Below are 12,385 nucleotides of genomic sequence, written 5' to 3'. Positions count from 1 at the left end.
GCCGGACAGACAAATGAACTTATCCCTACGACGCTCTACCAGCGCCCTTCTTGCCTCGTCGTTGTTATTAACCATCGGACGCGGCGCTACGCTGCCGTTTATGACCATTTACTTGAGTCGCCAGTACAGCCTGAGTGTCGATCTAATCGGTTATGCGATGACAATTGCGCTCACTATTGGCGTCATTTTTAGCCTCGGTTTTGGTATCCTGGCGGATAAGTTCGACAAGAAACGCTATATGTTACTGGCAATTACCGCCTTCGCTAGCGGTTTTATTGCCATTCCTTTAGTGAATAACGTGACGCTGGTGGTGCTCTTTTTTGCCCTTATTAACTGCGCCTACTCCGTTTTTGCTACCGTGCTGAAAGCCTGGTTTGCCGACAATCTTTCGTCCAACAGCAAAACGAAGATTTTCTCAATCAACTACACCATGCTCAACATTGGCTGGACCATCGGTCCGCCACTCGGCACGCTGTTGGTGATGCAGAGCATCAATCTGCCCTTCTGGCTGGCAGCTATCTGTTCCGCGTTCCCCATGCTTTTCATTCAAATTTGGGTAAAGCGCAGCGAGAAAATCATCGCCACGGAAACAGGCAGTGTCTGGTCGCCGAAAGTTTTATTACAAGATAAAGCACTGTTGTGGTTTACCTGCTCTGGCTTTCTGGCTTCTTTTGTTAGCGGCGCATTTGCTTCATGCATTTCACAATATGTGATGGTGATTGCTGATGGTGATTTTGCCGAAAAGGTGGTCGCGGTTGTTCTTCCGGTGAATGCTGCCATGGTGGTTACGTTGCAATATTCCGTGGGCCGCCGCCTTAACCCGGCTAACATCCGCGCGCTGATGACAGCAGGCACCCTCTGTTTCGTCATCGGGCTGGTCGGTTTTATTTTTTCCGGCAACAGCCTGCTATTGTGGGGTATGTCAGCTGCGGTATTTACTGTCGGTGAAATCATTTATGCGCCGGGCGAGTATATGTTGATTGACCATATTGCGCCGCCAGGAATGAAAGCCAGCTATTTTTCCGCCCAGTCTTTAGGCTGGCTTGGTGCTGCGATTAACCCATTAGTGAGTGGCATAGTACTTACCAGTCTGCCGCCTTTCTCGCTGTTTATCATCTTAGCGTTGGTGATCGTTGTTGCGTGGGTGCTGATGTTAAAAGGAATTCGTGCAAGACCGTGGGGGCAGCCCGCGCTTTGTTGATTTAAGTCGAACACAATAAGAATTTAATTCAGCCTTCGTTTAGGTTACCTCTGCTAATATCTTTCTCATTGAGATGAAAATTAAGGTAAGCGAGGAAACACACCACACCATAAACGGAGGCAAATAATGCTGGGTAATATGAATGTTTTTATGGCCGTACTGGGAATAATTTTATTTTCTGGGTTTCTGGCCGCGTATTTCAGCCACAAATGGGATGACTAATGAACGGAGATAATCCCTCACCTAACCGGCCCCTTGTTACAGTTGTGTACAAGGGGCCTGATTTTTATGACGGCGAAAAAAAACCGCCAGTAAACCGGCGGTGAATGCTTGCATGGATAGATTTGTGTTTTGCTTTTACGCTAACAGGCATTTTCCTGCACTGATAACGGATCGTTGACACAGTAGCATCAGTTTTCTCAATGAATGTTAAACGGAGCTTAAACTCGGTTAATCACATTTTGTTCGTCAATAAACATGCAGCGATTCCTTCCGGTTTGCTTACCCTCATACATTGCCCTGTCCGCTCTTCCAATGACCACATCCAGAGGCTCTTCAGGAAATGCACGACTCACACCAGCAGTCACGGTAATGTTGATATGCCCTTCAGAATGTGTGATGGCATGGTTATCGACTAACTGGCAAATTCTGACACCTGCACGACATGCTTCTTCATCATTAGTCGCTTTGACAATAATGATAAATTCTTCGCCCCCGTAGCGATAAACCGTTTCGTAATCGCGCGTCCAACTGGCTAAGTAAGTTGCGAGGGTGCGTAATACTACATCGCCGATTAAATGCCCGTAGGTATCATTAACCAATTTAAATCGGTCTATATCCAACAACATTAAATAAAGATTCAGAGGTTCAGCATTGCGTAACTGATGATCGAAGGATTCATCAAGAACCCGACGACCCGGCAATCCCGTCAGAACATCCATACTGCTACGGATCGTCAGCAAATAAATTTTGTAATCGGTTAATGCCGCAGTAAAAGAAAGCAACCCTTCCTGAAAAGCGTCGAAATGCGCGTCCTGCCAGTGATTTTCAACAATAGCCAGCATTAATTCCCGACCACAGTTATGCATATGTTGATGGGCAGAATCCATTAGCCGAACATAAGGTAATTCATCGTTATCGAGTGGTCCCAGATGATCAATCCACCGACCAAACTGGCACAGTCCATAAGAATGGTTATCCGTTATTTCTGGCTTACTGGCATCTCTCGCGACTACGCTGCGAAACATACTTACCAGCCACTGGTAGTGGGCATCGATAGCCTTATTGAGATTTAACAAGATGGCATCAATTTCCGTTGTCTTCTTGATCATTGCCACTCCTTTTTCACAGTTCCTTGTGCGCGCTATTCTAACGAGAGAAAAGCAAAATTACGTCAATATTTTCATAGAAATCCGAAGTTATGAGTCATCTCTGAGATAACATTGTGATTTGAAACAAAATCAGCAGATAAAAAAGTGTTTAATTCTGTAAATTAAGCCTGCATTATCGCAATTAAAAGGATGACAAATAGCATAACCCAATAACCTAATGGCCCAGTAGTTCAGGCCATCAGGCTAATTTATTTTTATTTCTGCAAATGAGTGACCCGAACGACGGTCGGCGCGCTTTTCTTATCCAGACTGCCGCTAATGTTGCTCATCTGGTCCGGCTGAATTTGAAAATTATTATAACGGAAGGGTATACAAAAAAAGTAATTTTGCTGGCGACTGCGAAACGGCATTCGCATTAGCGGTGAAGTTTGCCCTCGCCCAGCTGCTGCAATTACTGCTATAACGAGGCTGGTCTGGCGATAAATCCAGGCCAGCCATTGGTTGTGTTTATACGTTCAAGCCACGATGTTGCAGCATCGGCATAATCTGAGGTGCCTTACCGCGCCATTGTCGATACAGGCGTTCCAGATCTTCGCTGTTACCTCTGGAAAGAATCGCCTCGCGAAAACGCCGCCCATTTTCACGCGTTAATCCGCCCTGCTCAACAAACCACTGGTAACCATCATCGGCCAACATTTGCGTCCACAGATAAGCGTAATAACCTGCGGCATATCCGCCACCAAAAATATGGGCGAAATAACTGCTGCGATAGCGTGGCGGTATAGCAGGAAGATCCATATTTTCCGCCACCAGCGCCCGCAATTCGAAATCATCGACGTCCTGCATTGCTTCGTTTTCTTCCAGGCAATGCCAGCGCATATCGAGAAGTGCGGCGCTAAGCAGTTCGCTCATCTCATACCCTTTATTGAACAGACTGGCATTACGCATTTTCTGTTGAAGTTCGTCAGGCATTGCGGCCCCGCTCTGATAATGCCGGGCGTAGCGAGCAAATACCTGCGGATGTGTTGCCCAGTGTTCGTTGATTTGCGACGGAAATTCGACAAAATCACGCGGCGTGTTGGTGCCGGAAAGCGTGGCATAACGCTGGCGGGCAAAAAGGCCGTGCAGCGTATGACCAAATTCATGGAATAAGGTTATTACATCATCCCAGAGTAACAACGCAGGCTCACCGGCAGCGGGTTTCTGATAATTGCAGACGTTATAAATTACCGGGTGCGTTTCATTCAGCGTTGATTGCTCAACAAAATTGCCCATCCATGCACCGCCGCTTTTTGAATCACGGGCGAAGAAATCACCGTAAAATAACGCCAGCCCCACGCCATTATGATCAAAAATTTCCCACACTCGAACGTCAGGATGGTAGACAGGAATATCAAAACGTTCGACAAACTTAATACCGAAGAGCTGATTCGCGGTCCAGAATACACCTTCATTCAACACCGTGTTTAATTCAAAATATGGCTTGAGCTGCGATTCATCGAGATCGAATTTCTCACGTCTTACCTGCTCGGCATAAAATGCCCAGTCCCACGGCTGCGCGCTAAACCCGCCCTGCTGCTTATCGATAACCGCCTGTATGGAGGCTAATTCATCGCTCGCACGTTGACGCGCCGCTGGAACAATTTCCCGCATAAAGTTGAGTGCTGCTTCTGGCGTTTTTGCCATCTGATCGGCGATTTTCCATGCGGCATAATGAGGAAAACCAAGCAGTTTCGCCTGCTGCACGCGGATCTCCACCAGACGTTGAATGATAGCGCGGGTATCATTGGCATCATTTTTTTCCGCTCGCGTCCAGCCCGCAGTAAACAGTTTTTCACGCGTCGCGCGATCGCGCAGTTCAGCAAGCACTGGTTGCTGGGTGGTATTCAGCAGCGGAATCAGCCAGTTGTTATCCAGACCTTTCTCGCGAGCCGCCTCTGCCGCCAGCGCAATCTCTTGTTCACTCATTCCTGCCAGCTGCGCGATATCGTTCACAACCAGACCGCCGGATTTATTTGCTGCCAGTAACCGCTGGTTAAACTGGCTGGTCAGGGTCGCAGCTTCTGTATTCAGTACTTTTAATTTTGCTTTATCAGCTTGCTCAAGTTTGGCTCCGGCAAGGACAAAACGTTGATGAATCACCTCCACCAGGCGGATGGATTCACTATCAAGCCCCAAGGATTCACGGCGTTGCCAGACAGCATCTACCCGCGCGAATAATTCCCCGTTCAGATAGATATCATTCGCAAGTTCCGCCAGTTCAGCGGAAAACTGTTCATCAAGACGCTGTAATTCATCATTGGTATGCGCCGCAGTCATCGCAAAAAAGACGCTGGTAACGCGGGTAAGTAATTCTCCGCTTTGTTCCAGTGCCAGAATAGTATTTTTGAAATCAGGTGTTTGCGGGTTAAGCGCGATGGCAGCAATTTCTGCCCGCTTTTGCTGTATTCCCTCATCGAATGCCGGGCGATAGTGATGGTTGGCAATTTGATCAAAATGGGGAGCCAGATACGGCAGTGTGCTTTGCACAAGGAAAGGATTCATTGTTGTCATTTTCTTCTCCTGAACGCGAGGTGTTCCATAGCGTAGGCTTACTGATAACGGAGTGCAATCTTGCAAACCAGTATTACCCGCTCTTAAGCATCACGTGCTATGTTATTGACACACAAAAGCGTTGAGGAACAGTGAGATGATCGTTTTAGTAACTGGAGCAACGGCAGGTTTTGGTGAATGCATTACTCGTCGTTTTATTCAACAAGGGCATAAAGTTATCGCCACTGGCCGTCGCCAGGAGCGGTTGCAGGAGTTAAAAGACGAACTGGGAGATAATCTGTATATCGCCCAACTGGACGTTCGCAACCGCGCCGCTATTGAAGAGATGCTGGCATCGCTTCCTGCCGAGTGGAGCAATATTGATATCCTGGTAAATAATGCCGGTCTGGCGTTGGGCATGGAGCCTGCGCATAAAGCCAGCGTTGAAGACTGGGAAACGATGATTGATACCAACAACAAAGGCCTGGTATATATGACGCGCGCCGTCTTACCGGGTATGGTTGAACGTAATCATGGTCATATTATTAACATTGGCTCAACGGCAGGCAGCTGGCCGTATGCCGGTGGTAACGTTTACGGTGCGACGAAAGCGTTTGTTCGTCAGTTTAGCCTGAATCTGCGTACGGACCTGCATGGTACGGCGGTGCGCGTCACCGACATCGAACCGGGTCTGGTGGGTGGCACCGAGTTTTCCAATGTCCGCTTTAAAGGCGATGACGGTAAAGCGGAAAAAACCTATCAAAATACCGTTGCATTGACGCCAGAAGATGTCAGCGAAGCCGTCTGGTGGGTGTCAACGCTGCCTGCTCACGTCAATATCAATACCCTGGAAATGATGCCGGTTACCCAAAGCTATGCCGGACTGAATGTCCACCGTCAGTAATTTTTATACCCGGCGTAACTGCCGGGTTATTGCTTGTCACAAAAAAGTGGTAGACTCATGCAGTTAACTCACTCACAAGCAAGAACGAATGACCGTCGAAACGCAACTTAATCCCACACAGCCTGTCAATCAGCAGATTTATCGTATTCTTCGCCGCGACATTGTCCATTGCCTGATTGCACCAGGCACACCGTTGTCGGAAAAAGAAGTTTCTGTTCGTTTCAATGTGTCACGCCAGCCGGTTCGTGAAGCCTTTATTAAACTGGCGGAAAACGGTCTGATTCAAATTCGTCCGCAGCGTGGCAGCTACGTCAACAAAATTTCCATGGCCCAGGTGCGCAACGGCAGTTTTATCCGTCAGGCCATTGAGTGCGCGGTGGCGCGTCGGGCGGCGAGCATGATTACCGAAAGCCAGTGCTACCAACTGGAACAAAATCTTCACCAGCAACGCATTGCCATTGAGCGCAAGCAACTGGATGATTTTTTTGAACTTGATGACAACTTCCATCAACTCCTGACGCAGATTGCCGACTGTCAACTGGCGTGGGATACCATTGAGAACCTGAAAGCGACCGTTGATCGCGTGCGCTATATGAGTTTCGACCACGTTTCTCCACCAGAAATGCTGTTACGCCAGCATCTTGATATTTTCTCTGCCCTGCAAAAACGTGATGGCGATGCGGTAGAACGTGCAATGACGCAACATTTGCAGGAAATCAGCGAATCTGTGCGCCAGATCCGCCAGGAAAACAGCGACTGGTTTAGCGAAGAGTAATTCATTTCCTCTCATCCCATCCGGGGTGAGAGTCTTTTCCCCCGACTTATGGCTCATGCATGCATCAAAAAAGATGTGAGCTTGATCAAAAACAAAAAATATTTCACTCGACAGGAGTATTTATATTGCGCCCGTTACGTGGGCTTCGACTGTAAATCAGAAAGGAGAAAACACCTATGACGACCTACGATCGTAACCGTAACGCAATCACCACTGGCAGCCGTGTTATGGTTAGCGGCACCGGTCACACTGGCAAGATCCTGTCGATTGATACTGAAGGTCTGACCGCTGAGCAAATCCGCCGCGGAAAAACCGTAGTTGTTGAAGGTTGTGAAGAGAAACTGGCACCACTGGACCTGATTCGTCTCGGCATGAACTAAGCGTGTGAATGCCGCCGATGGCGGCATTGCTTTTTTTACTTCACGGAATATTTCGCCACGGTCGCTTTCGCGCCATGCGCTAATAAAGACAAGTACGCTTCCGTTACTTTTGTCGTAAACAAACTATTGCCTGGTAAATCATCACCAAAGATCGCCTTAATTGCCAGCAGTGACTGGACGCGCGCTGTCCCTTCAGCACTACTTTGTACTGCCTTCTGAATAACAGGTAACAGTGGATCACTGATTTCTATCGGATTTCCCTGTTCATCAACACCACCGACATAACGCATCCAACCCGCGACGCCCAGCGCCAGCAGATCGAACTTGCTGTCATGCGCCAGATGCCAGCGAACAGAATCCAACATCCGCTGTGGCAATTTCTGGCTGCCATCCATCGCAATCTGCCAGGTTCGATGACGTAACGCCGGGTTGCTATAGCGTTCAATTAATCGGTTAGCGTAATCTTGCAAATCAACGCCCTGCACTTTCAGCGTCGGCGCTTGTTCCTGCAACATTAAGGTATACGCCGCATGACGATAATGTTCATCCTCCATGCAGTCATTAATGTGCTGATATCCGGCAAGATAGCCCAGATACGCCAGGAATGAATGACTGCCGTTAAGCATACGCAGTTTCATTTCTTCATAAGGCAGCACATCGCTAACCAGTTCAGCTCCCGCTTTTTCCCATTCCGGACGTCCGGCAACAAAGTTATCTTCTATTACCCACTGGCGGAAAGGTTCACAGGCAACGCCTGCCGCATCGCGCACACCGGTAAGTTGTTCGATTTTCGCCAGCGTATCCTCTGTCACTGCGGGCACAATACGGTCCACCATTGTTGATGGGAAAGTCACGTTATCTTCGATCCATTGTGCCAGTTTTACATCAATGGCTTGCGCATAGGAAGTGACAACGTCACGCATAACATGACCGTTTTCTGGCATGTTGTCACATGACATGACGGTAAATGCGGGAAGTCCTGCCGCTTTACGGCGAGCCAGCGCCTCAACAATCACCCCTGTTGCAGTTTTCGGCTGGTGGGGATTTTGCACGTCGGCAACGACCATCGGGTGATCAAGCATTAACTGTCCGGTCGCCGGAGAGTGGAAATACCCTTTTTCGGTGATTGTCAGAGAGACAATCGCGATTTGCGGTTCACACATCGCAGCCAACACGGTTTCTAAGCCATCTATTTGTACGTGCAAGGCTTTTTTAACGACGCCAACGACGCGAGCCGTCCACGCATCAGCCGACATTTCCGCAACGGTATAAAGATTATCTTGCTGTTGTAAATCGGCAATTTGCTGTTCGCCGCCGATTAAGTTGACCTCATAATATCCCCAGTCACTGAAATGTTCCGTAGCAAGAATATCGGCATACACGCCCTGATGCGCACGGTGAAATGCACCAAAGCCTAAATGAACAATTCTTGGGGCCAGGTTATTACGATCATAAACAGGGAGCGTCGCTTTTGCTGATAACAAATGATTTCCCATAACAATTCCTTAAAATTAAATATAGCAAGCTACATGTTTTGTTATATGAATAAAAATCCCCTCTCCGGTAAGAGAAGAGATTGAGGATTTACAGACTTCTGGACGGTTGCGCAGCTCTTACAACATGTGGTTGATCTTCTGCGGCGTCTTCCAGCGCACTTAAATCACGGTCTTTCACTTCTGGCATTTTCAGCGCAGAGATTAAACCAATCACAGAATATGCCATGATCATAATGGCGATCGGATACCAGGATTCCGTCATGGTGCAGAAAATCCCCGCCAGGATAGGACCAAAACCGGAAGCGATAAGACCACCAATTTCTTTAGAAATAGCCATTCGGGTAAAGCGGTTAGTCCATAAATTCAAGCGCAGTGCCCAACCATCCCGATACTGCTGCTTTCACCAAATCCTTAGTACTTCTTTCGTGTTTTTCTATTGTCATAATGGTTATCTCTAAAAAAGAGGTAAGATGCGTGCTACTTACTCGCCGTTATTGGTATTATTCAGAAAAAGTGAGTAAGACTTTGCAGCAATGTTTTTGATCCTGTTCAAATAAACTAATGGCATCCGCAACATGCTGGAAATCAAATGTATGGGTAATTAGTTTTTCTGGTTTAATTAACCCTTTACTTAACCAGTCGATAACGACCGGGAATTTATTTGCATTTAAGCGTGAAGAGAAAATAGAGAGTTCTTTTCCGGTAATTCCTTGCTGAATCACTTCAGACGGTTCACTGGAGAAGCCCATCAATACAATACGTGCCGCTGGAGAAGCCAGCGTTACGGCCTCTTTCAAGATTGAAGGATGACAAGCGGCATCGATAATTAAAGTCGGCTTGATGCCTTTTTCAGCGAAACTCTCGCCAAGCGGTGTCTGGCTGTTATTAATCGCCCAGTCTGCCCCGCTCTCTTTCGCTTTTTCCAGTCGTTCATCAATGCGATCGGCAACAATCACATTTTTAACGTTATAGACGCCTTTTAATACCTGAACGATCGTCAGGCCGATTGGGCCGGCACCGTAAACCAGAACGGTATCATTTTCAGTCGGTTGACCATGACCGGTAACGTTAGCCGCAATGGTAAAAGGTTCGATCATCACCGCATATTGATCGGCCACAGCTTCAGGAATTTTCCACGCATTTTTTGCCGGAACCACGGCATATTCACTGAAACCACCGTCAGCGTGCACACCTAATACAGCAAGTGTCGTACAAACGTTCGGCTTACCTATAGAGCACGGATAGCAATGCCCACAGCTGACCACCGGATCGACAGCAACGCGTTCACCGACTCTGGCGCTTTCCACGCCGTCACCCACTGCATCAATGACGCCAAAGAATTCATGACCAATGACGCGCGGATATTTCGCAAAAGGATTATGCCCACGGTAAATATGGCTATCTGAACCACAAATTCCGGCAAGTTTCACTTTTACTCGTACTTCACCCGCTGACGGGGTGGGTATTTCACGTTCGATAATCGACAGTTGATTCGGTTTTTCAATTAAAATGCTTTTCATTACCTTACTCCTTACCAGTTCCACAGCGTGCCATCTTCCAGACGTGCGACTGGCAGATAAGCAGGTTCATAGGGATATTTCGCCGCCAGCTTTTCATCGAATTCGATGCCAAGGCCCGGTTTTTCTCCCGGATGCATATAGCCGTTATCGAAAGTCCAGTTGTGCGGGAAGACTTCGAGCATTTGTTCGGAATAACCCATGTATTCCTGGACACCGAAATTGGGGACCCACAGATCAAAGTGCAGCGCCGCAGCCATGCAGACTGGTGACAAATCGGAAGGACCGTGTGAGCCAGTACGTACCTGATACAGCGAAGCAAAATCGGCAATCCGACGCATACCGGTAATTCCGCCTGCATGGGTCAGCGTGGTGCGGATATAATCGATGAGTTGCTCTTCAATCAGTTGTTTGCAGTCCCAGATGCTGTTGAAGACTTCACCCACCGCGATGGGTGTGACGGTATGTTGGCGAATGAGACGGAAGCATTCCTGGTTTTCCGCAGGCGTCGGGTCTTCCATCCAGAACATGCGATAATCTTCAATGCTCTTACCAAAGCGCGCCGCTTCAATAGGCGTTAAGCGATGGTGCATGTCATGCAGCAGATGTTCATCAAAACCAAACTTGTTACGTACCGCGTCAAACAATTTCGGCATGAAATCGAGGTATTTCTCCGTCGACCACAGCTGCTCTTCCGGCCACTGTCCTTTGGTTGCGGGTTCATAAGCCAGACCTTTACCTTTCGACATGCCGTAGGTGGTTTTCATACCAGGGATTCCGCACTGCACGCGGATGGCTTTGAATCCCAGCTCCTGATGACGGGCATAATCATCCAGAGCTTCATCAATACTGTGACCGGTGGTATGGCAATAAACCATCACCCCTTCACGAGACGCGCCGCCGAGTAACTGGTAAAGCGGCATGTTGGCAGCTTTGGCTTTAATATCCCACAGCGCCATATCAACCGCTGAAATGGCCGACATCGTAACCGGACCGCGACGCCAGTAAGCACCTTTATAGAAAAACTGCCAGATATCTTCGATACGGTGTGCATCGCGACCAATAAGCTGCGGACAAAGGTGATCCTGCAAATAAGAGGCCACGGAAAGCTCACGTCCATTTAGGGTGGCATCCCCAAGGCCCGTAATACCGTCCTCAGTGGTGATTTTTAATGTGACGAAATTACGCCCCGGACAGGTAACAAAAACTTCAGCCTTTACGATCTTCATGTTCGATTCCTTGCATCGCTTGTCGTGATGCATGAAATCTACGCAACTGAGCTACTACCATACAAGTATGAAGATCAAAAAAAGCCGGAGTGATCACAAAAAAAGGCGTATATTTGCGCCGTGAATGGTTGACAAAAGATGAAACAGAATACCTTTTGTCAGCTGACACTTCCTCGTATCTTATTGATAAAATGGATTTATGTTCCTACGTGCGCCCCCAGCCCGCAACAATGATCAACATGCCGCAAAGCGCAATTAACGCCCCCGTCCAGTCATAAAGAGTCAGTTTCACGCCATCCACAACGCGCAGCCAAATCAACGCCGTGCAGACATAAACGCCACCATAAGCCGCGTAAACACGCCCACTCGCCGCAGGATGCAACGTTAACAACCAGACAAACAGCGCCAGTGAAATCCCCGCCGGAAGCAACAGCCAGATACTGGCGTTTCGCTTCAACCACAGCCAGGGCAAAAAGCATCCAATAATTTCACACAGCGCAGTAGCAAAAAATAGTAACGTTGTTTTAATCATCTTTGTCACTTATTGACATCACGTATAGTTATAGGGCGACATAATATCATCAATATAAACACCCTCCTTGAACGTTTTGCGTTCGCAGTGGATGGTGTAGAATCAGCTTTAATCATTCATACAGGGAATGAATTATGAAAATCACTCTCAGCAAACGAATCGGCCTGCTCGCTTTTCTGCTGCCTTGCGCACTGGCATTGAGCACAACTGTTCATGCCGAAACTAACAAACTGGTGATTGAGTCTGGCGACAGTGCACAAAGCCGCCAGCGCGCCGCTATGGAAAAAGAGCAATGGAATGACACGCGTAATCTGCGCCAGAAAGTGAATAAACGCACTGAAAAAGAGTGGGATAAAGCCGACGCTGCTTTTGATAACCGCGATAAATGTGAGCAAAGCGCCAACATCAATGCCTACTGGGAGCCAAATACTTTGCGCTGCCTGGACCGTCGAACTGGCCGCGTTATTATCCCCTAACCTGTTATTGAT

At 48.0% G+C, this 12,385-nt stretch carries 13 protein-coding genes and 3 pseudogenes; 8 read left to right on the top strand and 8 right to left on the bottom strand.

What is annotated here, in order from left to right; genetic code table 11:
* Positions 1-13: 13 nt before the first annotated feature.
* The 3 genes from ydeE to mgtT all read left to right on the top strand — a co-directional run bounded on the left by ydeE (position 14) and on the right by mgtT (position 1,527).
* A complete protein-coding gene (gene ydeE, locus EAS44_RS12915) occupies positions 14-1,201 on the top strand; it encodes an efflux MFS transporter YdeE (RefSeq protein ID WP_001054155.1) in 1,188 nt (395 codons plus the stop codon).
* A gap of 126 nt (positions 1,202-1,327) precedes the next feature.
* A complete protein-coding gene (gene mgtS, locus EAS44_RS12910; protein ID WP_000901367.1) occupies positions 1,328-1,423 on the top strand; it encodes a protein MgtS in 96 nt (31 codons plus the stop codon).
* Entirely contained in the window at positions 1,423-1,527 is a 105-nt protein-coding gene (mgtT, locus tag EAS44_RS25375; RefSeq protein ID WP_211180496.1) for a protein MgtT, read from the top strand. The genes mgtS and mgtT overlap by 1 nt, the downstream gene beginning before the upstream one ends.
* A gap of 114 nt (positions 1,528-1,641) precedes the next feature.
* Here mgtT and dgcZ read toward each other — a convergent pair whose 3' ends face one another.
* Complete coding sequence (gene dgcZ / locus EAS44_RS12905) at positions 1,642-2,532, bottom strand: diguanylate cyclase DgcZ (RefSeq protein ID WP_000592858.1); 891 nt, start codon at positions 2,530-2,532, stop codon at positions 1,642-1,644.
* 254 nt (positions 2,533-2,786) lie between these two features.
* A pseudogene (locus EAS44_RS25570) lies at positions 2,787-2,876 on the bottom strand (TIGR00156 family protein); the annotation flags it as partial.
* Between the two features lie 38 nt (positions 2,877-2,914).
* On the opposite strand from EAS44_RS25570, the pseudogene EAS44_RS25565 reads away from it, so the two are divergent.
* Positions 2,915-2,995, top strand: a pseudogene (locus EAS44_RS25565) (hypothetical protein); the annotation flags it as partial.
* 44 nt (positions 2,996-3,039) lie between these two features.
* Here the strand turns inward: EAS44_RS25565 and dcp are convergent.
* On the bottom strand, positions 3,040-5,085 hold the full coding sequence (dcp, locus tag EAS44_RS12895; protein WP_001350650.1) for a peptidyl-dipeptidase Dcp: 2,046 nt from the start codon (positions 5,083-5,085) through the stop codon (positions 3,040-3,042).
* Between the two features lie 136 nt (positions 5,086-5,221).
* On the opposite strand from dcp, the gene ydfG reads away from it, so the two are divergent.
* The 3 genes from ydfG (at position 5,222) to ydfZ (ending at position 7,123) form a co-directional block, all read left to right on the top strand.
* Positions 5,222-5,968, top strand: coding sequence for a bifunctional NADP-dependent 3-hydroxy acid dehydrogenase/3-hydroxypropionate dehydrogenase YdfG (gene ydfG, locus EAS44_RS12890; protein ID WP_000636575.1), 747 nt, complete (start codon positions 5,222-5,224; stop codon positions 5,966-5,968).
* Between the two features lie 88 nt (positions 5,969-6,056).
* A complete protein-coding gene (gene rspR, locus EAS44_RS12885) occupies positions 6,057-6,743 on the top strand; it encodes a DNA-binding transcriptional regulator rspR (protein WP_000215549.1) in 687 nt (228 codons plus the stop codon).
* 176 nt (positions 6,744-6,919) lie between these two features.
* Positions 6,920-7,123, top strand: a complete 204-nt coding sequence (ydfZ, locus tag EAS44_RS12880) for a putative selenium delivery protein YdfZ (RefSeq protein WP_000214712.1) — start codon at positions 6,920-6,922, stop codon at positions 7,121-7,123.
* Positions 7,124-7,158: 35 nt separating this feature from the next.
* Here ydfZ and ydfI read toward each other — a convergent pair whose 3' ends face one another.
* From ydfI to ynfA, 5 genes and pseudogenes are all read right to left on the bottom strand, one after another.
* Positions 7,159-8,619 carry a mannitol dehydrogenase family protein gene (ydfI, locus tag EAS44_RS12875; protein WP_000526706.1) on the bottom strand — a complete coding sequence of 487 codons (1,461 nt, stop codon included), beginning with the start codon at positions 8,617-8,619 and terminating at the stop codon, positions 7,159-7,161.
* Between the two features lie 88 nt (positions 8,620-8,707).
* Positions 8,708-8,971, bottom strand: a pseudogene (locus EAS44_RS12870) (MFS transporter); the annotation flags it as partial.
* A gap of 148 nt (positions 8,972-9,119) precedes the next feature.
* Entirely contained in the window at positions 9,120-10,139 is a 1,020-nt protein-coding gene (gene rspB, locus EAS44_RS12860) for a Zn-dependent oxidoreductase (protein WP_000836075.1), read from the bottom strand.
* 11 nt (positions 10,140-10,150) lie between these two features.
* Positions 10,151-11,365 (bottom strand): starvation-sensing protein RspA, encoded by a 1,215-nt coding sequence (gene rspA / locus EAS44_RS12855; protein WP_001298659.1) that lies wholly within the window; start codon positions 11,363-11,365, stop codon positions 10,151-10,153.
* A gap of 205 nt (positions 11,366-11,570) precedes the next feature.
* Positions 11,571-11,897 (bottom strand): YnfA family protein, encoded by a 327-nt coding sequence (gene ynfA / locus EAS44_RS12850; RefSeq protein WP_001304355.1) that lies wholly within the window; start codon positions 11,895-11,897, stop codon positions 11,571-11,573.
* Positions 11,898-12,031: 134 nt separating this feature from the next.
* Between ynfA and ynfB the strand changes: the two genes are divergently transcribed.
* Positions 12,032-12,373, top strand: coding sequence for a DUF1283 family protein (ynfB, locus tag EAS44_RS12845; protein ID WP_000705201.1), 342 nt, complete (start codon positions 12,032-12,034; stop codon positions 12,371-12,373).
* Positions 12,374-12,385: the final 12 nt, after the last annotated feature.

Origin of the sequence: Escherichia coli DSM 30083 = JCM 1649 = ATCC 11775 (assembly GCF_003697165.2) — a bacterium.
Classification (GTDB): domain Bacteria; phylum Pseudomonadota; class Gammaproteobacteria; order Enterobacterales; family Enterobacteriaceae; genus Escherichia; species Escherichia coli.
Note: the sequence above shows the minus strand (reverse complement) of the source record. Positions and strands in the feature narration are given on the sequence as shown.